Origin of the sequence: Salmonella sp. 32031103-2018-00083-FB-01-SM-01 (genome assembly GCF_017571995.1) — a bacterium.
Taxonomy (GTDB): Bacteria; Pseudomonadota; Gammaproteobacteria; order Enterobacterales; family Enterobacteriaceae; genus Salmonella; species Salmonella enterica.
This window is the reverse complement of sequence record NZ_JAGEQL010000003.1, coordinates 21,819-46,904: the sequence shown is the minus strand read 5'-3', so window position 1 is coordinate 46,904 and position 25,086 is coordinate 21,819. Positions and strand designations below refer to the sequence as shown.

At 51.7% G+C, this 25,086-nt stretch carries 27 protein-coding genes; 16 read left to right on the top strand and 11 right to left on the bottom strand.

Annotated elements, in window-relative coordinates:
- Positions 1 to 3: 3 nt before the first annotated feature.
- Both deoR and ybjG read right to left on the bottom strand, forming a co-directional pair.
- Positions 4 to 762: a DNA-binding transcriptional repressor DeoR gene (gene deoR, locus J4614_RS09900; RefSeq protein ID WP_000450103.1), complete on the bottom strand. Its 759-nt coding sequence runs from the start codon at positions 760 to 762 to the stop codon at positions 4 to 6.
- Between the two features lie 71 nt (positions 763 to 833).
- On the bottom strand, positions 834 to 1,442 hold the full coding sequence (gene ybjG, locus J4614_RS09895) for an undecaprenyl-diphosphate phosphatase (protein WP_001528832.1): 609 nt from the start codon (positions 1,440 to 1,442) through the stop codon (positions 834 to 836).
- A gap of 312 nt (positions 1,443 to 1,754) precedes the next feature.
- Here ybjG and J4614_RS09890 point away from each other — a divergent pair, with 312 nt between their 5' ends.
- Positions 1,755 to 2,987, top strand: coding sequence for an MFS transporter (locus J4614_RS09890; RefSeq protein ID WP_001181284.1), 1,233 nt, complete (start codon positions 1,755 to 1,757; stop codon positions 2,985 to 2,987).
- A gap of 53 nt (positions 2,988 to 3,040) precedes the next feature.
- Here the strand turns inward: J4614_RS09890 and J4614_RS09885 are convergent, their stop codons facing one another.
- On the bottom strand, positions 3,041 to 3,856 hold the full coding sequence (locus tag J4614_RS09885) for a Cof-type HAD-IIB family hydrolase (RefSeq protein ID WP_000023542.1): 816 nt from the start codon (positions 3,854 to 3,856) through the stop codon (positions 3,041 to 3,043).
- Positions 3,853 to 5,064, bottom strand: a complete 1,212-nt coding sequence (locus J4614_RS09880; protein ID WP_000217430.1) for an MFS transporter — start codon at positions 5,062 to 5,064, stop codon at positions 3,853 to 3,855. The genes J4614_RS09885 and J4614_RS09880 overlap by 4 nt, the downstream gene beginning before the upstream one ends.
- Positions 5,065 to 5,231: 167 nt before the next feature.
- Between J4614_RS09880 and J4614_RS09875 the strand changes: the two genes are divergently transcribed.
- Positions 5,232 to 5,852 carry a TetR/AcrR family transcriptional regulator gene (locus tag J4614_RS09875; RefSeq protein WP_000661873.1) on the top strand — a complete coding sequence of 207 codons (621 nt, stop codon included), beginning with the start codon at positions 5,232 to 5,234 and terminating at the stop codon, positions 5,850 to 5,852.
- Between the two features lie 116 nt (positions 5,853 to 5,968).
- Here the strand turns inward: J4614_RS09875 and J4614_RS09870 are convergent, their stop codons facing one another.
- Positions 5,969 to 7,654 carry an aspartate:alanine antiporter gene (locus J4614_RS09870; RefSeq protein WP_001024853.1) on the bottom strand — a complete coding sequence of 562 codons (1,686 nt, stop codon included), beginning with the start codon at positions 7,652 to 7,654 and terminating at the stop codon, positions 5,969 to 5,971.
- A gap of 270 nt (positions 7,655 to 7,924) precedes the next feature.
- On the opposite strand from J4614_RS09870, the gene J4614_RS09865 reads away from it, so the two are divergent.
- Positions 7,925 to 8,302 carry an inner membrane protein YbjM gene (locus J4614_RS09865; RefSeq protein WP_000680849.1) on the top strand — a complete coding sequence of 126 codons (378 nt, stop codon included), beginning with the start codon at positions 7,925 to 7,927 and terminating at the stop codon, positions 8,300 to 8,302.
- Positions 8,303 to 8,333: 31 nt separating this feature from the next.
- Here the strand turns inward: J4614_RS09865 and J4614_RS09860 are convergent, their stop codons facing one another.
- Positions 8,334 to 8,597 (bottom strand): GrxA family glutaredoxin, encoded by a 264-nt coding sequence (locus J4614_RS09860; RefSeq protein WP_000495513.1) that lies wholly within the window; start codon positions 8,595 to 8,597, stop codon positions 8,334 to 8,336.
- 169 nt (positions 8,598 to 8,766) lie between these two features.
- Between J4614_RS09860 and J4614_RS09855 the strand changes: the two genes are divergently transcribed.
- The 13 genes from J4614_RS09855 (at position 8,767) to J4614_RS09795 (ending at position 20,985) form a co-directional block, all read left to right on the top strand.
- Positions 8,767 to 9,057, top strand: coding sequence for a YbjC family protein (locus tag J4614_RS09855; protein WP_001259128.1), 291 nt, complete (start codon positions 8,767 to 8,769; stop codon positions 9,055 to 9,057).
- On the top strand, positions 9,041 to 9,763 hold the full coding sequence (nfsA, locus tag J4614_RS09850; protein ID WP_000075300.1) for a nitroreductase NfsA: 723 nt from the start codon (positions 9,041 to 9,043) through the stop codon (positions 9,761 to 9,763). Before J4614_RS09855 ends, nfsA begins: the two co-directional genes overlap by 17 nt.
- A gap of 57 nt (positions 9,764 to 9,820) precedes the next feature.
- Entirely contained in the window at positions 9,821 to 10,723 is a 903-nt protein-coding gene (rimK, locus tag J4614_RS09845) for a 30S ribosomal protein S6--L-glutamate ligase (protein WP_000684363.1), read from the top strand.
- 96 nt (positions 10,724 to 10,819) lie between these two features.
- Positions 10,820 to 11,296, top strand: coding sequence for a YbjN domain-containing protein (locus J4614_RS09840; protein WP_000624814.1), 477 nt, complete (start codon positions 10,820 to 10,822; stop codon positions 11,294 to 11,296).
- A 348-nt stretch (positions 11,297 to 11,644) separates the two neighbouring features.
- Complete coding sequence (gene potF, locus J4614_RS09835) at positions 11,645 to 12,757, top strand: spermidine/putrescine ABC transporter substrate-binding protein PotF (RefSeq protein ID WP_000125769.1); 1,113 nt, start codon at positions 11,645 to 11,647, stop codon at positions 12,755 to 12,757.
- Positions 12,758 to 12,844: 87 nt separating this feature from the next.
- Complete coding sequence (gene potG / locus J4614_RS09830; RefSeq protein WP_001000698.1) at positions 12,845 to 13,978, top strand: putrescine ABC transporter ATP-binding subunit PotG; 1,134 nt, start codon at positions 12,845 to 12,847, stop codon at positions 13,976 to 13,978.
- A gap of 9 nt (positions 13,979 to 13,987) precedes the next feature.
- Positions 13,988 to 14,941, top strand: a complete 954-nt coding sequence (gene potH / locus J4614_RS09825; protein WP_000105453.1) for a putrescine ABC transporter permease PotH — start codon at positions 13,988 to 13,990, stop codon at positions 14,939 to 14,941.
- On the top strand, positions 14,938 to 15,783 hold the full coding sequence (gene potI, locus J4614_RS09820) for a putrescine ABC transporter permease PotI (protein ID WP_001061629.1): 846 nt from the start codon (positions 14,938 to 14,940) through the stop codon (positions 15,781 to 15,783). Before potH ends, potI begins: the two co-directional genes overlap by 4 nt.
- A 73-nt stretch (positions 15,784 to 15,856) precedes the next feature.
- The gene (locus tag J4614_RS09815; RefSeq protein ID WP_000505788.1) at positions 15,857 to 16,330 is read left to right on the top strand and encodes a YbjO family protein; all 474 of its coding nucleotides are present in this window, start codon (positions 15,857 to 15,859) and stop codon (positions 16,328 to 16,330) included.
- 42 nt (positions 16,331 to 16,372) lie between these two features.
- A complete protein-coding gene (gene rlmC, locus J4614_RS09810) occupies positions 16,373 to 17,500 on the top strand; it encodes a 23S rRNA (uracil(747)-C(5))-methyltransferase RlmC (RefSeq protein ID WP_086776535.1) in 1,128 nt (375 codons plus the stop codon).
- A 294-nt stretch (positions 17,501 to 17,794) separates the two neighbouring features.
- Positions 17,795 to 19,138, top strand: coding sequence for a PTS sugar transporter subunit IIC (locus J4614_RS09805; protein ID WP_080083864.1), 1,344 nt, complete (start codon positions 17,795 to 17,797; stop codon positions 19,136 to 19,138).
- 29 nt (positions 19,139 to 19,167) lie between these two features.
- Entirely contained in the window at positions 19,168 to 19,488 is a 321-nt protein-coding gene (locus J4614_RS09800; protein WP_000655399.1) for a PTS sugar transporter subunit IIB, read from the top strand.
- Positions 19,489 to 19,497: 9 nt separating this feature from the next.
- Positions 19,498 to 20,985 (top strand): sulfatase, encoded by a 1,488-nt coding sequence (locus J4614_RS09795; protein ID WP_086776536.1) that lies wholly within the window; start codon positions 19,498 to 19,500, stop codon positions 20,983 to 20,985.
- A 219-nt stretch (positions 20,986 to 21,204) separates the two neighbouring features.
- Here the strand turns inward: J4614_RS09795 and artJ are convergent, their stop codons facing one another.
- From artJ to artP, 5 genes are all read right to left on the bottom strand, one after another.
- A complete protein-coding gene (gene artJ, locus J4614_RS09790) occupies positions 21,205 to 21,936 on the bottom strand; it encodes an arginine ABC transporter substrate-binding protein ArtJ (protein ID WP_000737537.1) in 732 nt (243 codons plus the stop codon).
- A 236-nt stretch (positions 21,937 to 22,172) separates the two neighbouring features.
- Positions 22,173 to 22,841: an arginine ABC transporter permease ArtM gene (gene artM / locus J4614_RS09785; RefSeq protein ID WP_000895393.1), complete on the bottom strand. Its 669-nt coding sequence runs from the start codon at positions 22,839 to 22,841 to the stop codon at positions 22,173 to 22,175.
- Positions 22,841 to 23,557, bottom strand: a complete 717-nt coding sequence (gene artQ, locus J4614_RS09780) for an arginine ABC transporter permease ArtQ (RefSeq protein WP_001001677.1) — start codon at positions 23,555 to 23,557, stop codon at positions 22,841 to 22,843. Before artQ ends, artM begins: the two co-directional genes overlap by 1 nt.
- A 6-nt stretch (positions 23,558 to 23,563) precedes the next feature.
- Entirely contained in the window at positions 23,564 to 24,295 is a 732-nt protein-coding gene (gene artI / locus J4614_RS09775) for an arginine ABC transporter substrate-binding protein ArtI (protein WP_000756586.1), read from the bottom strand.
- 17 nt (positions 24,296 to 24,312) lie between these two features.
- A complete protein-coding gene (gene artP / locus J4614_RS09770; protein WP_000027186.1) occupies positions 24,313 to 25,041 on the bottom strand; it encodes an arginine ABC transporter ATP-binding protein ArtP in 729 nt (242 codons plus the stop codon).
- Positions 25,042 to 25,086 lie beyond the last annotated feature (45 nt).

Genomic DNA, 25,086 nt, shown 5'->3' with positions numbered 1-25,086 from the left:
CGGTTAATACATCAGAGTAATTTGTTGCGCTTTAGCGTAGGCCACAAAGGCCTCATCGGGACGGCGGTCGCTGATAATCGTATCAAAGCGTGATAATTCCCCCATCCGCGCCGGACGTACCTTGCCGAATTTACTGTGATCCACCACCAGTACATGGCACTGTGCCATCGTCATGGCCCAATGTTTTACCGGCAGCTCTTCCAGATTAAAGCAGGTAGCGCCTTTACTGGTATGAACGCCGGCGGCGGAATAAAACGCGATATCCGGACAAATATTGTTTAAGGTTTCATGGAAATCAAGCGGTTTGAAAATGGCGTTGCTGGCGTGAAACTCCCCGCCGCTGAGGATAGCGCGGCAATGGGGTTTGTCCTGCAGCGCCAGGAAGGTATTAAGTGAATAGCACACCGCCGTAAAGGGAAGGTCATTATCAATGGCTTCAATGATCCACGGCGTGGTGGTGCCACAGTCAATAAATACCGTCTGATGCGCTTGTACCAGGCCTGCAGCCAACTGAGCGGCTCGGCGTTTTTCTTCCACCAGACGAGATTTTTGATCGCTTAACAGATAATGACTGGCGCTGCGGGGCTCCAGTACGATATAGCCGCCCAGCAACACGACAGGCGCGCTTTTATGGTTCAGGTCGCGACGAATGGTCATTTCAGAGACGCCCAACAGGGTCGCGGCTTCTTTAAGGTGAAGTTTATCGCTGCGTTTTAAGGCCTGCAGCAATTGACCAATACGCTCGTCGCGTCGCGTTTCCATAGTTCCCCTGGAGAGTTAAATAAGCGCTCCGCACCATACAGAGCGCTTAATATTACTCTTTTTTTCGCTGTTTAGTCACGTACCCAGCCTTTTCGAATGGGCAACGCGAAACAGAAACGGTAACAACGTTGCAGCGCCTGGTAGAGCGGCGCGCCGTACCATTGCCAGATCAGCTGTGCGCTCAGGCAGCCAAGCATCGCTACCAGCAGCGCGCCAATCATATCTAACGGCCAGTGTACGCCGAGATAGACGCGCGACCAGGCGATGGTAATGGCTATCGCCATCATCACGATGCCTGACCAGAGGCGGTGCCAGAACAAAAACGCCAGCGCAAAGGTAAAAATCACCGTACCGTGATCGCTGGGGAACGAGTCATCGGCGGCATGATGCAGGAAGTTATAGCCGATATGATCGACAAATGGACGGTCGTGCGGGAAAAGGTGTCCCATTGTCCAGGAGACCGCCAGACTGATAATCAGCGCGATGCCAATTTTAACGATCAGCTGACGCTGGGCGCAGACCCGATCGCGGGGACCCCACAGCCAGAGTACAACGGCTAAGAGCGGGACGATGTTGATAAGATCTTTGGCGATAAAGATAGCGAGCGAAATTGTCCACTGCGCGGAATCAGGCGTGGCGTTAATAAAATAAAACAGCGAGTTGTTAAGGTTTTCCAGCATAACATCCAGGCTCGGAGCAATGAAATCAAAAGGGATAGCCAGCTCATCCCCGTGCAAACTGAGCATAAATGCAGCGTAACAGGGAGGAAAAGCAGTATTGTCTTATTTGGCGGCAACATGAAGAGATTTAAGACAATGGCATAAAATAATGTCGATGATAACGGCGCAAACTTAAATTAACCTTAAAGTACGCAAGCGCTAAGTGGCTTTCTGTAAAAATGTGCGCTATTTCCCTTGCAGCCTCATAATTCGCTATCTCAGTTCCCCGACTTTCATTACACTCTGCGCGGTTTTTATTGGCGAAGAGATGGTATGCAGAATCGTTTACAATCAGGCGGCAGGCTGGGACGTCAGGCGTTGCTTTTTCCTCTCTGTCTGGTGCTGTACGAATTTTCTACTTATATTGGCAACGACATGATCCAGCCGGGTATGCTGGCGGTGGTTGAGCAGTATCAGGCGGGCCTGGACTGGGTTCCGACGTCCATGACCGCTTATCTGGCGGGCGGTATGTTCTTACAGTGGCTGCTTGGTCCGTTGTCTGACCGGATTGGCCGTCGTCCCGTGATGCTGGCGGGCGTCGTGTGGTTTATTGTCACCTGCCTGGCGACGTTACTGGCGAAAAACATCGAACAATTTACCTTCCTGCGTTTTTTGCAAGGGATTAGCCTGTGTTTTATCGGCGCTGTAGGGTATGCCGCGATTCAGGAATCCTTTGAGGAGGCGGTGTGTATAAAAATTACCGCGCTGATGGCGAACGTGGCGTTAATCGCGCCGCTACTGGGACCACTGGTTGGGGCGGCATGGGTGCATGTTCTGCCGTGGGAGGGGATGTTTATTTTATTTGCCGCACTGGCCGCTATCGCCTTTTTCGGGCTACAGCGCGCAATGCCGGAGACCGCCACGCGGCGGGGCGAAACGTTGTCATTTAAGGCGCTGGGCCGGGATTATCGGCTGGTGATAAAAAACCGGCGGTTCGTCGCAGGGGCGTTAGCGCTGGGATTTGTCAGCCTGCCGCTGTTGGCCTGGATTGCGCAGTCGCCGATTATCATCATTAGCGGCGAACAGCTCAGCAGCTATGAATATGGTCTGCTACAGGTGCCCGTTTTTGGCGCGCTCATTGCCGGTAATCTGGTGTTGGCGCGTTTAACCTCCCGACGTACGGTTCGCTCGCTGATCGTGATGGGCGGCTGGCCTATCGTCGCGGGGCTGATCATCGCCGCGGCGGCGACGGTGGTTTCATCCCATGCTTATTTATGGATGACGGCGGGATTAAGCGTATACGCTTTTGGCATTGGGCTGGCGAATGCCGGACTGGTGCGTCTGACGCTCTTCTCCAGCGATATGAGTAAAGGAACGGTCTCGGCGGCGATGGGAATGCTACAAATGCTGATTTTTACCGTTGGCATTGAAGTAAGTAAACACGCCTGGTTAAGCGGCGGCAATGGGCTATTTAGCCTGTTTAATCTGGCAAACGGTATTCTTTGGCTACTGCTGATGCTGGTCTTCTTAAAAGATAAGCGGACGGGGAATTTGCAAACAGTCTGAGAGAGCGGCTACGCCTGATAAGCTTTCTGTTATCAGGCATAGAGAGGTATCCGCTAGACGTTGAACGGCGGCTCGTTGTTTAATACGCTGTCGATAATATCCAGCACGCCTTCCTGGTTGTTCGATCCGGCGCGGTATTTCGCCGCCGCCGCGACCGCTTCGCTGGCGTGCGACATGGCAAAACTAAACCCGGCCTGACGCAGCATCTCAATATCGTTGCCGCCGTCGCCGAAGACCACCACTTCACTATCATGAATGCCCCAGCGCTGCTGTAACAGACGCAGGCCGTTGGCTTTATGCACGCCGGGAATTATTAAATCAATACTGCCATAGCCGGTATGAACAGGGACCATGATATCGCCAATGGCGTCGTGCAGCGCCGCCTGTACTTCCGGTATCCGTTCATCGGTAATATTAAGGCCGAATTTGAAAAAGACATCGTTGATATTATTAAAATTATCCACAAACTCCAGACGATGATAATACATTGCCGCAACGGCTTTTAACGCATCGTTATACCGTTTCAGCGTGTAGGCGCTGTTTTTTCCACAGGCGATAATCTCCACATCGGCGCGTGTGAGCAGGTGTTCGACAACCGTCTGGAAGTCGGCTTTTGTCAGCTCGCCGTTAAAAATATCCTCTCCTTCGCTGACCACCCAGCCGCCGTTTTCCGCGACAAAAGCGATTTCGTGCGCAATTTCCGGAAAGAAGGAGATTAACTGGTAATACTGGTTGCCGCTGGCCACGACAAAGCGAATGCCTTGCCGCTTCATGTGTTGGTACTGCGCCATAAACCGGTCACGGTTATAGGTTTTTTGATCGCTCAGAAAAGTGCCGTCCATGTCGACGGCGATTAATTTGATACTCATGCGTTATGCTCCATCACCGGTTGCGGAGTCGATACAGGTTTGGCGACGGCCTTCGCCACCAGCGCCGCCAGAATAACCAGCGCCAGCACAACCATCATGGCGCTGCGTAATCCATAGTGCTCTCCCAGATAGCCCAACAGCGGCGGCCCGACCAAAAACGCCAGATAGCCGGTCGTGGCGACAACGCTCACGCGCGTCGGCGCGTCGGGACCGGTATCGCTGGCGGCGGAAATGGTCAGCGGGAAGCCGAGCGAAGCGCCTAAGCCCCAAAGAATGACCGAGACGCCGGCAACCCAGTCGCTATCGACAAAAATAATCAGACCAATGCCCAGCGCTCCCATCAACGCGCTGGCGCGAACAACCGTCACCCGGCTATAGCGGTCAATAAACCAGCCGCCGGTAAAGCGGCCAACGGTCATACCTAGCGTGAAACCGGCGTAGATCAGAGAGCCGGAGGTTGGGCTAAAACCGTGTCCGTCTACCATCAGTAGCGGCAGCCAGTCATTCGCAGAGCCTTCGGCGAATGCCATTGCCAGCACCACCACGCCAATAAGCAAAAGCTGGATGTCCCGATAAAAAGGTAATCCTTTTTCCTGAAGGTGAGCATCTTCCGATGCGTTTTTACCCGTACCGTCAGGGATCGCCCGAATGGCGATAAAAATGGGCGCGATCGCCACGGCAGCCGCGAGGATGATATGGATGTTAGCCGGGACGCTTAATGCGGTTAACGCCATGCCGACACCAGCGCCCGCCAGCGTGCCGAAACTGTAGAAACCATGCATCATCGGCAGAACGGTTTTATTCAGCTCGCGTTCGACCGCCGCGCCTTCGACATTAATCGCCACTTCGGCGGCGCCAAAACTGGCGCCGAAAACGGCTAATCCAAGGGCAAAAATCAGTGGCGAGGCGCACCACAGCGCGACGCTAAGAATAACCATCCCGGTTACTGCGCAGGTCATCGTCGTGCGAATAACCTTTCGGGTGCCAAATCGTTTCACCAGCCAGGCGGAACAAAGAATACCGCTCATTGAACCGATAGAAAGCCCGAATAAGACCGCCCCCATTTCCGCGGTAGAGACGGAAAGAATATCCCGAATAGCAGGCGTTCGGGTTGCCCAGGAGGCCATCAGCAGTCCGGGTAAAAAGAAGAACATAAACAGCGCCCAGGTACGGCGTTTTAAGGCGTTACGTGAGGAGAGGACGGTCATAGCGTCAGGCCAGAAAATAGAAGCGAGAGGTAAACATTAGCAAGCTTGTGTACATTTGTACATATCGTCGTCATACTTCGTTGTGCAGACAGTTTTTACTGTCTATTTTTTCAGCGTAAGCGGCAGGCTACTATAGCCTGCATCCTGAATGAGATGTGGAACTCATCATGAAAGAAAATGCCGTAAGACGCGCCAATGATCCTAAGCGACGGGAAAAAATAATTCAGGCCACACTGGAAGCGGTAAAGACCTATGGCGTTCATGCCGTGACGCACCGGAAAATCGCCGCTATCGCTCAGGTGCCGCTTGGCTCGATGACCTACTATTTTGCCGGTATGGATGCGTTATTGAGTGAAGCTTTTACACTTTTCACCGAGAACATGTCGCGTCAATACCAGGATTTTTTTGCGCAGGTGACGGATGCGGAGGGGGCGTGCCAGGCGATAACGGAAATGATTTACGGCTCGCAGGTTACGACGCCGGATAATATGGCGTTAATGTATCAGTTATATGCCTATGCCAGCGATAAGCCAGCGTTAAAAATAGTCATGCAAAACTGGATGCAGCGTAGCCAGAATACGCTGGCGCAGTGGTTTGACGCGCAGACCGCCCGCGCACTGGATGCGTTTATCGAGGGGATGACGCTGCATTTTGTAACGGATCGAACGCCGCTGGCGCGTGAAGCGATTTTACAGATGGTAAAGCGAATCGCCGGAGAGTCAATGTCGTGTCACTCTGCGTCGGGCAACAAAAAACCCACCAACCTTGAACCGAAATGGCGGGGTTGATGGGCTCCACAAAATGGGGACATCAAAGAAAAGCAGTGGCAATAGGTATGACTGATGCTTTAACGAAAAGTTCGACCTATTGGCAAAATTTTTTCACTTAAAGGCAAACTTCAGTTTTATCCTAACCCCGGCCAGATGATGACAATAAGCGTCCCCGCCAGCGTTAGCAGAACGTTGGCGATGGCGTAAGTCCCCGCATAACCCAGCGCTGGAATATTGCTGCGCGCCGTATCGCTAATGATTTCCATCGCCGGGGCGCAGGTACGCGCGCCCATCATGGCGCCGAACAGCAGCGCCCGGTTCATGCGCAGCACATAAGCGCCAAACAAGAAGCAGATCACCACCGGTACCAGGCTGACGACAAGCCCGGCGATCAGCATTTGTCCGCCGACCGCGCCCAGACCGTTGCTGATACCGCTGCCGGCGCTTAAACCAACGCCGGCCATAAATACCATCAAGCCGAATTCTTTCACCATGTTAAGCGCGCCCTGCGGAATATAACCAAAGGTAGGGTGGTTAGCGCGCAGGAAACCGAGCATGATCCCGGCGAACAGCAATCCGGCCGCGTTGCCGATGCCGAAACTAAAATTGCTGAACTGGAAGGTAATCATCCCGATCATTAACCCGATGATAAAAAAAGCGCAGAAGGCGAGCAGGTCCGTCACCTGGCTATGGATCGAAATAAAACCAATGCGATCGGCGATGGTTTTTACGCGTCTGGCGTCGCCGCTCACCTGTAGCACGTCGCCTTTATTCAGCACGACGTTATCGTCGATAGGCATTTCGATCTGGCTGCGGATGACGCGGTTAAGGAAGCAGCCATGATCGGTCAGCTTGAGCTGAGCGAGGCGGCGACCGACCGCATTGTGGTTTTTCACCACAATTTCTTCCGTTACGATGCGCATATCAAGCAGATCGCGATCAAACACTTCCTTACCATTACGGAAGCTGGGATCGAGCCTGGCGTGCGCGTCCGGATAGCCGACCAGCGCAATCTCATCGCCCATTTGCAGCACCGCATCGCCATCCGGGTTCGCCAGAATACCGTTACGACGAATACGTTCGATATAGCAACCTGTCTGGCGGTAAATACCCAGCTCGCGCAGGTTTTTTCCGTCAGTCCAGGCCACCAGTTCCGGACCAACCCGATAGGCGCGGATAACCGGCAAATAAACTTTGCGATTAGCATCGGTATCCAGACCGCGCTCGCGAGCAATTTGCTGGGCGCTGGTTTGCAAATCCTGATGCTGTAGTTTAGGCAAGTAGCGCGCGCCCACGATCAGACTGACTAGCCCAATCAGATAGGTCAGGGCATAACCCAGGCTCAGATTATCAAGAGCGGAGGAAAGTTGGGTGCTGGCGATGCCGGAATGTCGCAGGGTATCGCCTGCGCCAACCAGCACGGGCGTGGATGTCATTGAGCCGGCCAGCATACCGGCCGTCAGGCCGATATCCCAGCCGAATAGCTTACCAAGGCCTAAGGCGATTAGCAGAGCGCTACCGACCATGACCAGGGCAAGCATCAGATAATTTTTACCGTCGCGAAAAAAAATCGAAAAAAAGTTGGGGCCAGCCTCGACGCCGACACAAAAAATAAACAGCATAAATCCCAGATTTAGCGCGTCGGTGTTAATACTGAAGTGTTGCTGCCCTAATAATAGAGAGACCACTAAAACGCCAATGGAATTACCAAGTTGGACTGAACCCAGACGTAACTTGCCAAGACACAGGCCAAGAGCCAGGACCACAAATAATAACAGGATGTAATTCCCATTTAACAAATCTGCGACGTTTATATTCACGGAGACTAACTTCTTGTTTACGAGTAAGCTGTTGAAAGAAATGGTAATTTACGCTACTGTTTTTATCATGAATTAAGGGTGCAATCGTATTGCATACAGCATCCAAATAAAAACAACACAACAATATATCCTGCTAGTTTAATCTTATTGCGTACTAACGGCTATAAGAATCGTGCAGGTGTGTTTTTGGCATGGAATGCCACATGACTTTATCTGACTGGATGCCTCACGGCGGAAAGCGTGTTCGATAGAGAGTGTCAGGAGGAACGATTGAAACATAAACACGGGTGGGCAAGCGTTGTCTGCTGCTTTGTACTCTTTATTGTGGTGTGTCTTTCATTAACTATGCATGTACAAGGCGCTTTTCGCGCGGCAGGGCATCCTGAGATTGGACTGTTATTTTTTACGTTGCCTGGTGCGGTGGCCAGTTTTTGTTCTCACCGACGCGAGGTGATCCGACCGCTGATCGGGGCGATGCTGGCGGCGCCGTTTTGCCTGGTGTTAATGCGCGTGGTATTTATGCCTACCCGATCGTTTTGGCAAGAACTGGCGTGGTTATTTAGCGCCGTATTCTGGTGTGCGTTAGGCGCGCTCTGTTATTTGTTTATTAGCAGCCTGTTTAGCCACCGGCGAAAAAAACGCCAATAGCGCCCTCCGGCAGAGGGCGTTGCCAGAGCAATCAGGCGAAAAGATTCAGATTTTCTTTTGCCCATGCTTCAAAATCCGTACAGCCGCCGATATGTTTTTGATCGACAAAAATCTGCGGTACGGTTTCTACAGGTTTACCTACGGTTTTTTCCAAATCCGCTTTAGTAATGCCTTCAGCATGGATATCAATATAGCGGTAGTTGAAATCGTCGCGTTCTTTGCTCAGTTTTTCCGCCAACTCTTTTGCACGCACGCAATAAGGGCACCCTGGGCGGCCAAAAATAACAGTAAACATATCTCTCCTCGAACATAAAGCCAGACGGCGAACAGGTGTTATCATGCCGCGATTTACGGCAGATGAAAAGCAGGTTACGCCTGTTCCTTTGATAACCCAGGGCTATATCTGTTAAGCACGCCGGACCAGAACGTTCTACACTGTGCGTCAGTTAACCGGGAGGCTTGATATGCGCACGATTGGCGTGTTACCCAAAAGCATACTGATACTGGAATGCCTCGGTATGATTTTGCTGGCGCTTGCTCTGCTATCGCTTAATCATTACCTTACGCTGCCCGCGCCGTTCAATACGCCGCTGGCTGGCGTATTGATGGTTTTCCTCGGCGTCGTGTTGATCCTCCCCGCCGCGGTGGCGATGATGTGGCGTATTGCGCAGTTACTGGCGCCGCAGTTGATGAAACGTCCACCCGACATTTCTTCCCGTTCAGATAGAGAAAAGCATAATGAGTCCGACCATTGAACTTCTTTGTGGCCATCGTTCTATTCGCCATTTCACCGATGAACCCGTGACTGACGCGCAGCGAGAGGCCATTATTGCCGCCGCGCGCAGCACGTCCAGTTCCAGTTTTTTACAGTGCAGCTCTATTATCCGTATTACCGATCGGGCGCTGCGCGAGGCGTTAGTGCCCCTGACGGGCGGGCAAAAGCATGTGGCGCAGGCCGCTGAGTTCTGGGTATTTTGCGCCGATTTTAATCGTCATTTGCAGATCTGCCCTGACGCGCAGTTGGGGCTTGCCGAACAACTGCTGCTCGGTGTCGTCGATACGGCGATGATGGGGCAAAATGCGCTGACGGCGGCGGAATCACTGGGGTTAGGCGGCGTGTATATCGGCGGTATTCGTAACAATATTGAATCTGTTACCGAACTATTAAAATTGCCGAAGCATGTATTGCCGCTCTTTGGTCTGTGTTTGGGATGGCCTGCGGATAATCCGGATCTGAAACCGCGCCTGCCTGCCGAGCTTGTGGTTCATGAGAACCAGTATCAACCGCTTGATGAAAAGCTGCTGGCGCGCTATGACGAGCAGTTGGCTGAGTATTATCTGACCCGCGGCAGTAATACGCGACGCGATACCTGGAGCGATCATATCCGTCGCACCCTGATTAAAGAAAATCGCCCATTTATCCTTGAATATTTGCATAAACAGGGCTGGGCGACGCGCTAAAACCTGCGGGCCAGTGTATGATACGCGGGCTTTTCAGGGTTTTCAGCGAGGTGCAGGGTGAAAATTGCCATATTGTCCAGGGATGGAACGCTCTATTCTTGCAAACGTCTGCGCGAAGCGGCGATGCGGCGCGGCCATCTGGTCGAGATACTCGATCCTCTTTCCTGCTATATGAATATTAATCCGGCTGCGTCGTCGATCCATTACAAGGGGCGTCGTCTGCCCCATTTTGACGCCGTTATTCCCCGTATTGGTTCGGCCATTACCTTTTATGGTACCGCTGCGCTACGTCAGTTTGAGCTACTGGGTAGCTATCCGCTGAATGAATCCGTCGCCATTACCCGCGCGCGCGATAAGCTGCGATCGCTACAACTTCTGGCGCGCCAGGGGATCGATCTCCCCATTACCGGGATCGCCCATTCGCCGGATGATACCAGCGATCTTATTAAGATGGTTGGCGGGGTGCCGCTGGTCGTGAAGCTGGTAGAAGGCACGCAAGGGATCGGCGTGGTATTGGCGGAGACGCGTCAGGCTGCTGAAAGCGTTATTGATGCGTTTCGGGGGCTCAATGCCCATATCCTGGTTCAGGAATACATTGCCGAAGCTAAAGGATGCGATATTCGTTGTCTGGTCGTCGGCAATGAGGTTGTGGCGGCGATTGAGCGGTGCGCGAAAGCCGGTGATTTTCGCTCCAATCTTCATCGTGGCGGGGTGGCCAGCATCGCGACGATCACGCCCCGTGAACGGGATATCGCCATCAAAGCCGCACAGACGCTGGGGCTGGATGTGGCGGGCGTCGATATTTTACGCGCCGCGCGCGGGCCGCTGGTGATGGAGGTGAATGCCTCGCCGGGACTGGAAGGTATCGAAAAGACCACGGGCGTGGATATCGCGGGGCGAATGATTCAGTGGATAGAACGTCACGCTACGCCTGAATTTTGCCTTAAAATCGGCGGCTAATCGCAATCATGGATTCCGCCGTAGTACGAAGCACGCTTTTTGCGTAAGCTGTGCCGGTAATTTTTTCATCGTCATCGTAAGAGGTAGCACATTATTATGATATCACTGGTCGTTCCCACTCTGGATACGTTGCGTCAATGGCTCGACGACCTGGGCATGAATTTCTTCGAATGTGATACCTGCCAGGCGCTGCATTTGCCGCATATGCAGAATTTTGACGGCGTCTACGATGCTAAAATCGATTTGGTGGACAACACCGTTCTTTTTTCCGCGATGGCGGAGGTCAGGCCTTCCGCGTTGCTGCCGCTGGCGGCCGATCTCTCTGCTATTAACGCCAGTTCGTTGACGGTAAAAGCCTTTCTCGATATGCAGGATGATAATCTGCCAAAACTGGTTGTGTGCCAGTCTTTATCCGTTATGCAAGGCGTCACCTACGAACAGTTCGAATGGTTTGTTCGCCAAAGTGAAGAGCAGATTTCTATGGTGATCCTTGAGGCCGGGGCGCATCAGCTTCTGTTTAACGCGGAAGAAGACGCGCAAAAAACCAGCGCGGTTGACCATTTTCTTCACTGATCCCTCCCGATAATCAGGCAGTCGCTGCCAGCGCGGCTGCTGTTTACGTTTTTTTATGCTGCTGTTAACCTTTATTTAAAGAATTATTCACCTCCTTTCTGACCATTTCGCTTTATCACATAGACAAAACCTGCATAAAAAATTGATAAAAGGCGTTTTTTAATCTGGGCTATAGCCTCAAACCTTAGCTAAAGTTATTCTTGCGAAGCTTCTATAGCGAGCTTGATGGCAGGGAGGGCGACCTCTCTTCTTCATTTGTATCAAATGAAAAGGTATGCACATTTCAGGCATGTTTTAAACCACGCCTAATGGGTTCATTTGTTAACGGATTTCAGAAGGAAAGCGATGATGACCGCCTTAAAGAAAAAATGGCTATCGGGTCTGGTTGCGGGTGCTCTGATGGTCGTCTCTGTCGGCACGCTCGCTGCCGAACAAAAAACGCTGCACATTTATAACTGGTCAGATTATATCGCGCCGGACACGGTGGCGAACTTTGAAAAAGAGACCGGGATTAACGTTATCTATGATGTCTTTGACTCTAACGAAGTGCTGGAAGGCAAGTTAATGGCAGGCAGCACTGGGTTCGATCTGGTGGTGCCATCGGCCAGTTTTCTTGAGCGCCAGCTCACCGCGGGCGTTTTTCAGCCGCTGGATAAAAGCAAACTTCCCGGCTGGAAAAACCTCGATCCTGAACTGCTGAAACTGGTAGCGAAGCACGATCCTGACAACAAATACGCCATGCCCTATATGTGGGCCACGACGGGCATTGGCTATAACGTTGATAAAGTGAAAGCGGTGCTGGGGGATGATGCGCCAGTGAATAGCTGGGATTTAGTCCTCAAGCCGGAAAATCTGGAGAAGCTAAAAAGCTGCGGCGTCTCTTTCCTTGATGCGCCTGAAGAAATTTTTGCCACCGTGCTGAACTATCTGGGTAAAGATCCGAATAGCAGCAAAGCGGATGACTACACCGGCCCGGCAACCGATCTGTTGTTGAAGCTACGGCCAAACATTCGCTATTTCCACTCCTCGCAATACATTAACGATCTGGCTAATGGCGATACCTGTGTGGCCATCGGCTGGGCGGGCGATGTCTGGCAGGCCGCTAACCGGGCGAAAGAGGCGAAAAATGGCGTCAATATCTCTTTCTCGATCCCCAAAGAGGGGGCAATGGCGTTTTTTGATGTGTTTGCCATGCCGGCTGACGCCAAAAATAAAGACGAGGCCTACCAGTTCCTTAATTATCTGCTGCGCCCTGATGTGATTGCCCATATTTCCGATCACGTTTTCTACGCCAATGCGAATAAAGAGGCGACGGCGCTGGTCAGCCAGCAGGTGCGCGATAACCCGGGAATTTATCCGCCGGCGGATGTGCGGGCCAAGTTGTTTACCCTGAAAGTGCAGGAGCCGAAGATTGATCGCGTCCGCACCCGCGCATGGACGAAGGTGAAAAGCGGTAAGTAATTTATTAACGGTATGGCCTGATAAGCGTGCGCTATCGGGCATTCCACCGTTTGTATCGTTTGATTGTGTTATGCCGGAGAGCGCCTTGTGAATGATGTCCCCCACCGCCCGCAGGTGAAAACCCGTAAAGCGCTGACGCCGCTTCTGGAAATTCGCAACCTGACGAAGTCATTCGACGGGCAACATGCTGTCGATGATGTCAGTCTGACTATCTATAAAGGCGAGATTTTTGCCCTGCTGGGCGCGTCAGGTTGTGGAAAATCGACTCTGCTACGGATGCTGGCAGGTTTTGAACCGCCGAGCAGCGGGCAAATTATGCTCGACGGCGTCGATCTGGCGCATGTTCCGCCGTATCAGCGTCCAATTAATATGATGTTTCAGTCCTATGCGTTGTTTCCGCATATGACGGTAGAGCAGAACATCGCTTTTGGTCTGAAGCAGGACAAACTGCCGAAGGCGGAGATTACCAGCCGCGTCAATGAGATGCTGGGTCTGGTGCACATGCAGGAGTTTGCGAAACGTAAGCCGCATCAGCTTTCCGGCGGTCAGCGTCAGCGCGTGGCCCTGGCTCGCAGCCTGGCGAAACGTCCTAAGCTGCTCTTGTTGGATGAACCGATGGGCGCGCTGGATAAAAAATTACGCGACCGGATGCAGCTTGAAGTGGTGGATATCCTTGAGCGCGTCGGCGTGACCTGCGTCATGGTGACGCACGATCAGGAAGAAGCGATGACGATGGCGGGGCGCATTGCCATCATGAACCGTGGAAAATTTGTGCAAATTGGCGAACCGGAGGAGATTTACGAGCATCCGACGACCCGCTACAGCGCCGAATTTATCGGATCGGTAAATGTTTTTGAGGGCTTACTGAAAGCGCGTGAAGAGGACGGTCTGGTCATTGACGCGCCCGGTTTGGTTCATCCGTTAAAAGTCGATGCAGATGCCTCTGTCGTTGATAATGTGCCGGTATATGTGGCGCTACGTCCGGAAAAAATCATGCTGTGTGAGTCGCCGCCTGCCGATGGCTATAATTTCGCCGTCGGCGAAGTGGCGCATATTGCGTATCTCGGCGATCTGTCTATTTATCATGTGCGGCTAAAAAGCGGGCAGATGATCAGCGCTCAACTGCAGAATGCGCACCGTTACCGGAAAGGGTTACCGACCTGGGGCGATGAAGTGCGTTTGTGCTGGGAAGCGGATAGCTGCGTGGTCCTGACGGTATAAGGGGGAAACATGAGCACACTTGAACCTCCGGCACGCATCAGTAAACCTGGCGGCGCGGCGCTATGGTTGGCGCGGATGCAAATGAAACATGGGCGTAAGCTGGTTATTGCTTTGCCTTATATCTGGCTCATTCTGCTGTTTTTACTGCCGTTTCTTATCGTCTTTAAGATAAGCCTGGCGGAAATGGCGAGGGCGATCCCGCCGTATACCGATCTGCTGGAATGGGCTGACGGTCAGTTGTCGATTACGCTCAACCTCGGCAATTTTTTGCAACTGACCGACGATCCGCTTTATTTCGAAGCCTATCTGCAATCGTTACAAATTGCCGGTATTTCCACAATCTGCTGCCTGCTGTTGGGCTACCCGCTGGCGTGGGCGGTGGCGCACAGCAAGCCCTCCACGCGCAATATCCTGCTGCTGTTGGTGATCCTGCCCTCGTGGACATCTTTTTTAATACGCGTCTATGCCTGGATGGGCATTTTGAAAAACAACGGCGTGCTGAACAATGTGTTGCTGTGGCTAGGGGTTATCGATCAGCCGCTGACGATCCTGCACACTAACCTGGCCGTCTATATCGGCATTGTTTATGCTTATCTGCCGTTTATGGTTCTGCCCATTTATACCGCATTGACGCGCATTGATTATTCGCTGGTGGAAGCGTCGCTGGATCTCGGCGCCCGACCGCTGAAAACGTTTTTTAGCATCATTGTACCGCTCACCAAAGGCGGAATCATCGCCGGCTCGATGCTGGTTTTTATCCCGGCGGTGGGCGAGTTCGTGATCCCGGAACTGCTTGGCGGGCCGGACAGTATCATGATTGGTCGCGTTCTGTGGCAGGAGTTTTTCAATAACCGCGACTGGCCGGTGGCTTCTGCGGTCGCCATTATTATGTTGCTGCTGCTGATAGTACCGATCATGTGGTTCCATAAACATCAGCAAAAAAGTGTGGGGGAGCACGGATGAATAACTTACCGGTCGTTCGCTCGCCCTGGCGCATTCTGATTCTGGTGCTGGGGTTTACTTTTCTCTATGCGCCGATGTTAATGTTGGTGATTTACTCGTTTAACAGTTCGAAGCTGGTGACGGTGTGGGCGGGATGGTCGACGCGCTGGTATGGCGAGCTCTTTCGGGATACCGCCATGATGAGCGCAGTGGGCCTAAGCCTGACAATTGCCGCCTGCGCGGCGACGATGGCGGTGGTGCTCGGTACCATTGCCGCGGTGGTGATGGTGCGATTTGGACGGTTTCGCGGCGCAAACGGCTTTGCGTTTATGATCACCGCGCCGCTGGTGATGCCGGATGTGATTACCGGGCTGTCGCTGCTGCTGCTGTTTGTCGCGCTCGGTCATGCTATCGGCTGGCCCTCCGATCGCGGGATGCTGACCATCTGGTTGGCGCACGTCACTTTCTGTACCGCCTACGTGGCAGTGGTGATCGCTTCGCGATTACGCGAACTGGATCGTTCGATTGAAGAGGCGGCGATGGATCTTGGCGCGGCGCCGTTGAAGGTCTTTTTCGTCATTACGTTACCGATGATCATGCCAGCGGTGATCTCGGGCTGGCTGTTGGCCTTTACGCTTTCCCTTGACGATCTGGTGATTGCCAGCTTCGTTTCCGGTCCCGGCGCCACCACGCTACCGATGCTGGTTTTCTCCAGCGTGCGCATGGGCGTGAACCCGGAAATCAACGCGCTGGCGACGTTAATCCTCGGCGTGGTAGGAATCGTCGGATTTATTGCCTGGTACCTGATGGCGCGAGCGGAAAAACAGCGGATTCGCGATATCCAGCGTGCAAGACGCGGCTGAAGCCACTAAAATCTTCCACTATGGCAATGCGTTGCCGCGCGGGTCGCGGCATCATTTTCAGGGAAGACATTCATTGGGATTTATAAAGCAATCAACCTCATCACATGCCCGTTTAAATGTGCCTACGCTGGTGCAGGTTGCGGCTATGGCGATTATTTTGATTCGCGGTCTCGATGTGCTGATGATTATGAATACCCTCGGCATACGCGGGATGGGCGAGTTTATTCATCGCAGTGTGCAGACGTGGAGCTTAACCCTTGTCTTTCTGGCAAGCTTAGTGCTGGTCTTTGTTGAAATTTATTGTGCGTTTTCGCTGGTGAAAGGCCGTAGCTGGGCGCGCTGGGTGTACCTGGCGACACAAATTATTGTGAGCGGATATCTGTGGGCGGCGTCGTTAGGCTACGGGTATCCGGAGTTGTTTAGCATCGCGGGAGAATCGAAGCGTGATATCCTGCATTCCCTGGTCATGCAAAAACTCCCCGATCTTTTAATTCTGTTTCTGCTGTTTATTCCCGCTCCCAGCCGTCGGTTCTTCCGGCTGCAATAATGTGTATAATCGTCGCCCCGGATAATATGAAGGTTTTTTGGTATGCAGTGCGCACTCTATGACGCGGGTCGCTGCCGTTCCTGTCAATGGATTACGCAGTCGGTTAACGAACAACTTTCCGCAAAAACAGCCGATTTACATCGTTTGCTGGCCGGGCTGCCTGTTGAACAGTGGTGCGCGCCGATTGGCGGCCCGGAACAGCATTTCCGCAACAAAGCGAAAATGGTCGTGAGCGGTAGTGTAGAAAAACCGCTCTTCGGGATGCTGCATCGCGACGGTACGCCGGTCGATCTTTGCGGCTGCCCGCTGTATCCCGCCTCCTTTGCCCCCGTATTCAGCGCGCTAAAACCTTTTATTGCCCGTGCCGGACTCACGCCTTATAACGTGGCGCGAAAACGCGGCGAACTGAAATACCTGTTGCTGACGGAAAGTCAGTTCGATGGCGGCATGATGCTACGCTTCGTGTTGCGTTCAGAAACCAAACTTACGCAACTGCGCGCGGCGTTACCGTGGCTGCGTGCGCAACTGCCGCAGCTCAGGGTGATCACCGCAAATATTCAGCCGGTACATATGGCGATTATGGAAGGGGAGACGGAAATCTACCTGACGGATCAGCAGGCGCTGGCGGAACGTTTTAACGATGTGCCGCTGTGGATTCGTCCGAAAAGTTTCTTTCAGACCAACCCTACGGTCGCCAGCCGATTATATGCGACGGCGCGCGACTGGGTAGGACAACTGCCGGTACGCCATATGTGGGATCTTTTTTGCGGAGTGGGCGGATTCGGCCTGCACTGCGCGACGCCGCAGATGCAATTAACCGGTATTGAGATCGCGCCGGAGGCGATTGCCTGCGCGAAGCAATCCGCTGCCGAGCTGGGATTGACCCGCCTTCATTTCCAGGCGCTGGATTCCACCCAATTCGCCACCGCACAAGGCGAAACGCCCGACCTGGTGTTGGTGAATCCTCCCCGCCGCGGCATTGGCAAGCCGTTGTGCGATTACCTTGCACAAATGGCGCCGCGTTTTATTATTTATTCAAGCTGTAACGCGCAGACGATGGCGCAGGATATTCGCCATCTGCCGAACTACCGTATTCAACGTGTTCAGCTTTTCGATATGTTCCCGCATACCGCGCATTATGAAGTGTTAACACTGCTTTGTAGGCTGTAGCGCCAAAAACTAGACATACAAAATATCTATATTAACTGTCTAATTATCCATAAATAATAATAACCATGATCGATCGATAAAAAACTCCGATCGATCATGGTTATATATTACCCTATTTTTGCAAATCAAATCACAAATAATCACTTTAAATCTTTTAATGACTAATTTTGATTATTAAAGTGCGTGTAAGGCAAAATTAGACAAGGTGGTTTATCGGGTAAATTTCAATAGCATCAGCGAAGCAATACGCAACGTCAGTAAAGGGGTCAATCATGACAACGAATAGGCACGCTTATGGAGGGCGTTCAGACGATGTTTGCCAAATTTATAGATGTTATTCAAACGTTTTTAACTGAACCGGCAATATTAATTGGGATATTAGTCGGTGTTGGCTATGCGCTGGATAAAAAGACGCCTATAAAAATTATCACCGGTATGATCAGCGCGATGGTCGGTTTGATGATGGTGTTATTTGGCGGCTTTCAATTTTCAGCCACTTTTAAACCGGTTGCAGAGGCAGTCAGCAAGGCTTATGGCGTGCATGGATACTTAATGGATTCATACGCCATGAAAGCCGCGACGCAAATAGCGCTGGGCGATAATTTCGGCTATGTAGGATACGTTTTTGTACTGGCGTTTTTTACTAACCTGATATTAGTTTTATTTGGTCGTTATACTGGCGCAAAAGGTATATTTCTTACCGGTAATACCGGGGTCTCACATTCACAGGCGGTACTGTGGTTAATTGTCTTCTGGCTGGGGTTCGGTTGGGTACAATCCATTGTGATTGCCGGGGTATTGACCGGGGTTTTTTGGGCGTTTTCAACCACGCTTATTGTTAAACCCATCGCCAAAGTGACCAATAACGCCGGTTTTACCATCGCGCATAACCAGATGTTGGGACTGTGGTTTTTCTCGAAATTCGCGCATAAATTCGGCGATCCGGAAAAGCATGACGCCGAAAACCTGAAACTTCCCGGTTGGTTAGCCATTTTTAACCACAACGTGACGGCAATTGCCATTGTGATGACGCTCTTCGTTGGCGGTTTTTTATTGGCGACAGGGATCGATAACGTACAGTTAATGGCGAAAGGCAAACCCTGGTATATCTATATCATCAATCTGGGCCTGCAATTCTCTATGTATATGGTCATCTTGCTGCAGGGCGTGCGGATGATGGTAGGCGAAATTAACGGTTCGTTTAAAGGATGGCAGGATCGCTTTATTCCTAACGCTATACCGGCTGTGGATGTTGCTGCTTTATTACCTTTTTCGCCGAACGCGGCCACGCTGGGATTCGTCTTTTGTACCTTCGGCACGATTTTTTCCATGGGCATTCTGCTGCTCCTCCATAGCCCTATTATGGTATTGCCTGGTTTTGTTCCGCTCTTCTTTTCCGGCGGTCCCATCGGCGTATTAGCCAACCGAATGGGGGGATATCGTTCCGTTATTATTTGTACTTTCCTGTTAGGGATTATTCAGACTTTCGGTACGGTATGGGCCATTCCTTTAACCGGGCTGGCAAAAGAAGGTGTGGGCTGGACGGGAATATTTGACTGGGCGACTCTGTGGCCTGCGATTTGTGAATTACTGAAATTTATTGCTTCAACGTTCCATCTTGGTCCTTATTCCATTTAATTGATTCGGTTTATATAAAGGATTTTATTATGAAAGATTCTGTAAATATTTTATTCGTATGCGGTTATGGTGTAGGCAGTAGCGTAATGTTACAGACTGTGGTTAAAAAAGCGTTAGCAAAATATGACTTCTCTTTTGATATGGAGCATACGGCAGCGGGAGAGGTCGGTGGATTTACCGACTGGGCAGATATATATGCGATTTCGAAAAAATTGCTTGATGTCGTTAGCCTTGATCCTAAACACGGACAATATCTCATTCCCATTGAAAATATCATGGATGGCGAATCAATAGGTAAACAGATTTACGATGTGGTAGAGAAAAATTTTCCGCACCTGCTCAACAAATGAGGGTGAGTCATGAAAGCGATTATTCTGCTGTTTGACAGTCTGAATAAAATCTATTTGCCGCCCTATGGCGATTTGCTAACGAAAGCGCCTAACTTTCAACGCCTGGCGGCACATGCCGCCACCTTTGACAATAGTTATGTCGGCAGTATGCCCTGTATGCCAGCCCGTCGGGAACTGCACACCGGGCGCTATAATTTCCTGCATCGTGATTGGGGCCCGCTGGAACCCTTTGATGATTCCATGCCGGAATTATTGAAAAAAGCGGGGATCTACACCCATCTTATCAGCGATCATTTGCATTACTGGGAAGACGGCGGCGGTAACTACCATAACCGCTATAGCTCCTGGGACGTAGTACGCGGTCAGGAGGGCGATCACTGGAAGGCAAGTGTTGGCGAGCCGCCCATTCCGGAAGTACTGCGCGTTCCACAAAAACAAACCGGAGGCGGCGTTTCCGGGCTATGGCGTCATGACTGGGCGAACCGCGAATACATCCAGCAGGAAGCCGATTTTCCCCAGACGAAAGTTTTTGACGCCGGGTGCGATTTTATCCATAAAAATCATGCCGAAGATAACTGGTTATTGCAGGTTGAGACGTTCGATCCGCATGAACCGTTTTATACCACCGAGGAATATTTATCGCTCTATGACGATGAGTGGCAAGGCCCGCATTATGACTGGCCGCGCGGCAAAGTCAGTGAAAGCGAGGAGGCGATAGCGCATATTCGCTGTCGTTATCGGGCCCTGGTTTCCATGTGCGACCGCAATCTTGGACGTATCCTTGATCTGATGGATGAACACGATCTCTGGCGCGATACGATGCTGATTGTCGGTACCGATCACGGCTTCTTGCTGGGGGAGCACGGTTGGTGGGCTAAAAATCAAATGCCCTATTATAACGAGGTGGCTAATAACCCGCTGTTTATCTGGGACCCGCGCAGCGCGGTATGCGGAGCGCGGCGGCAGTCGCTGGTGCAGATGATTGACTGGGCGCCAACGCTACTGGATTATTTTCAACAACCTATTCCCGCAGATATGCAGGGCCAACCGCTGGCGAAAGTCATTGCCAGTGATGAACCCGTCAGGGAAGGCGCGCTGTTTGGCGTGTTTAGCGGACATGTTAATGTTACCGACGGACGCTATGTTTATATGCGGGCCGCGCAGCCGGGGCGTGAGCATGACATTGCGAACTACACGTTAATGCCGATAAAGATGAATGCGCGTTATGACGTGGATGAACTGGGAAAATTATCTCTGGCACCTCCGTTTAAATTCACTAAAGGGCTTCAGGTATTACGTATTCCGGCCAGGGAAAAATATAAAGGTGTGAATAGCTTTGGTCATCTCTTGTTTGATCTCAGAGACGATCCGCAGCAGCAACATCCTATTCATGATGAGGCCATCGAAGCAAGGATGATCAACTTACTTATCCGTTTGATGAAAGAAAATGATGCTCCGGCGGAGCAGTATCGCCGTCTGGGTCTGGATGTTATCTAAAAACGTAACAATGTTATAAGCCGGGTACGCGTCAGCGTCACCCGGCAAGTATTAGTCCGAATCGCCTGTTGATGCAGGCGTTTGAGACTGATGACAAACTGTAGAATGCTCAATGGCGCTGCGCTTATCAGGCCTGGATAGTTTCCTGATGGCGACCCGTGGGCTGAATAAGGTATTTATACTGCCATTTCGCAACACAGTGGGCTAATCACATACGTCTTACTGCGGGAACCACTGATCGCTGATTTTCTGATAAGTGCCGTCCGCTTTAATGGCGGCCAGCGCATCATTCAGTTTTTCCAGCAACGCCTTATTGTCCGGGCGCACCGCGATGCCAAGTCCGGTACCGAAGTATTGCGGATCGGTCACTTTCTCTGTTGCCGGACCCAGTTGCGGATTCGTTTTCAGCCACTCATTGACCACTGCGGTATCGCCAAAGACACCGTCAATACGGCCATTTTTCAGGTCGATAATCGCATTCTGGTAGCTGTCGTAGGCCACGGTTTTGACCTCCGGATGTTTATCCTGGAGATATTTTTGATGCGTGGTGCCATTTTCCATACCGATACGCTTACCTTTTAGATCGGTAAAGGTTTTATAGGTGTCTTTTTTGGCAATCACCAGCGCGGAGTTCGCATAATAGGGATTGCTAAAGGCGACCTGCTTACTGCGCTCCGGGGTAATGTCCATTCCGGAAATGACGGCATCATATTTTCTGAATTTCAGCGCCGGGATAAGACTATCGAAAGCATGATTGGTAAAAGTACATTCTGCCTGCATTTGCTTGCATAATGCGGTTGCCAGATCGATATCGAAGCCCACAATTTTATTACTCGCATCCAGGGATTCAAACGGGGGATAGGTGGCGGAAACCCCGAAATTGATTTTTTCAGCGGCGATGCTGCCAGTGGCGAAAGAGGCGAGTAATGCGGCCAGAACTAACTTTTTCATGATGTCACTCCCGTAATCTTATGATTATGCGCCGTGTCTGCGGCATAGATTTACAATGCCATTAATTGAATTTGTATGCAATAAAAATGATTAAATATTTTAAAATGGATAAAAAAAGACGGACAAGTTAACCACTTGTCCGTCGGGTTTATTCAATATTATGCATCGTAGGCTTGATAAGCGCAGCGCCATCTGACCATTGTCGAACGGCGGCGAGAATGCCTTATCCTGCCTGGTTAATTGCGCCGCTCAAACGCCAGGGCTTTACGCTCAATCAAACGCATCATCAGCGTCAATAGACCGTTGACGACCAGATAAATTACGCCTGCCGCGCCAAATACCATCACATCGTAGGTACGACCATAGAGCAACTGACTGTACCCCATGACTTCCATCAAGGTGATGGTATAGGCCAGCGAGGTACTTTTGAAGACCAGTACCACCTCATTTGAATAGGAGGAGAGGGCGCGTTTAAACGCATAGGGCAACAAAATCGCCAGCGTATCTTTCTTACTCATCCCCAGCGCGCCGCAGGACTGCCACTGACCTTCCGGAATCGCGCGAATCGCGCCATAAAATAGCTGCGTGGTGTAAGCGGCGCTGTTTAGCGACAACGCGATCAGTGCGCACAGCCACGGTTCAGACAGTAGATGCCAGAGTAGCGGATACTCTTGCAGTGTCGGGAATTGACCGGGTCCGTAGTAGATCAGGAAAATTTGCACCAACAACGGCGTACCGGTAAACAACGTGATATAGCCGCGCACCAGCCACACCACGAACGGCGTTTTTAGTGTCAGGATAATGGTAAAAACTAACGCCAGCACCAAAGCGACGGCAATAGAAGCCACGGTCAGCGTCAGGCTGGTGTGTAGCCCTTTTAGCAGTTCAGGTAAATACTCAAGCATTAGTCCGGCCTCCGCTCAAAACGTGTCGCGCGCAGGTCTATGCGTTTGAGAATGTACTGACTGATCAGCGTAATGACCAGGTAAATAGCCGCCGCAATAATGTACCAGTTAAACGGTTCCTGGGTGCGTGTGGCAATACTTTTGGTCTGCAACATTAGATCGTTAACGCTGATAAGGCTGACCAGAGCCGTATCTTTTAGCAACACCAGCCACTGATTACCCAGCCCTGGCAGAGCGTGACGCCACATCTGCGGCATCACCAGACGGAAAAAAATCGCCGTCTTTGATAATCCCAGTGCCTGACCCGACTCCCACTGACCAGACGGAACGGCTTTCAGCGCGCCGCGTAGCGTCTGCGACGCATAGGCCGCATACAGCAGGGACAACGCAATCACGCCGCACAGGAACGGACTGACGTCAAAGTTCTCAATCTCCATTTGCACCGGGATCTGCGTAAAGCCGAGATGGAGGGTAAACCCGTCAGACAGCGTAAGCAGGAGTTGCGAGGAGCCGAAATAGATAAACAGCACCACCAGAATTTCCGGCAGGCCGCGCAAAATAGTGACCAGCGCGGAGCCTATCCAGGCAATCGGGCGCCATTTTACGGACTCCCAGACGGCAAAGAACATGGCTAACGCGAGGCCAATGATCAGCGCACAGACGGCAAGGCCGACGGTCATCCCGGCGGCGCTTGCTAAAGGAAAAAATTCGTTCATCAAAGATTACTTCTGGAACCATTTGTTATAGATGGTCTCGTAAGTCCCATCTTTCTTCACTTTTTCCAGCGCAGTATTGAATTTCTGCTGCAGCTCGGTGTTGCCCTGACGTACCGCGATACCCAGGCCGGTGCCGAAATAATCTTTATCGGTGACTTTATCGCCGACCGGCGCCAGCTTAGGATTGGCTTTCAGCCATTCGGTCACGACCGCCGTGTCGCCGAAAACAGCGTCGATACGGCCATTTTGTAGATCCAGCTTCGCGTTCTGATAGCTGTCATACGGTACGGTGGTGATTTCCGGATGCTTATCCATGATGAATTTCTGGTGCGTCGTACCGTTCTGTACGCCGACTTTCTTGCCTTTCAGTTGATCGACGCTGGTGTATTTGCCCTGCTGACCCACGAACAGCGCGGAGTTGTCGTAATATGGCGTGGTAAACAGCACCTGCTTTTCACGTTCCGGCGTGATATCCATTCCCGCCATTACAGCGTCGAAGCGGCGGAATTTCAGGCTGGGGATCAGGCTGTCGAACGCCTGATTGGTAAAGGTACAGGAGGCGTCGATCTCTTTACATAGCGCGTTGGCCAGGTCGACGTCAAAGCCGACAATCTTGTTATTAGCATCCATCGATTCGAACGGCGGATAGGACGCTTCGGTCGCAAAACGAATGGTCTGGGCTGCTGTAGCGGAAAGGCTAAAGCCTGCAATTAGCGCGGCAATCAGAACTTTTTTCATTGTCATTGTCCCGAATCTTAGTGAGAGAGATAGTTTTTGAACGCTTCGGTCTGAGGGTGGGCAAAGCAACCCGCATCACCGTGCTCGACGATGTGACCATTTTCCATATAAATCACACGACTGGCGGTCTTACGCGCCACTTCGACTTCATGCGTAACGATCACCTGAGTAATGTTCGTTTCCGCCAGCTCATGAATAATGCTGACGATTTGAGCGGTAATTTCCGGGTCCAGCGCGGCGGTCGGTTCATCAAACAGCAGCACCTGCGGCTCCATCATCAGCGCGCGGGCAATCGCGACGCGCTGCTGCTGACCGCCGGAAAGATGCAACGGATAACGATCGCTATAGGGCTTCAGACGTAAACGCTCCAGCAGCTTTTCTGCGCGCGCCAGCGCCTGATCTTTTGTCAGACCCAGTACGCGGCAGGGCGCTTCAATCAGATTCTGCACAACGGTGAGATGCGGCCAAAGATTATATTGCTGAAAGACCATTCCGACATTTTGACGTAGCTCACGAATCGCCTTATCGGACGGCGTTTTCGTAAAATCAAAATGGTTCCCGGCGATAGTCAGAGTGCCGGAGCGCGGCATCTCAAGCAGATTGAGTACACGCAGCAGCGAACTTTTACCCGCCCCGCTTGGGCCAAGCAACACCAGCGTTTCGCCTTCGGGGCAATCCAGCGTGATATCGAACAGCGCCTGATGCGCGCCGTAAAAGCAATTAATGCCGTTTAATTGAATACTCATTGACACTCGTATACAGGCAGTCTGATAGCTATTGAAGCCGCAGAT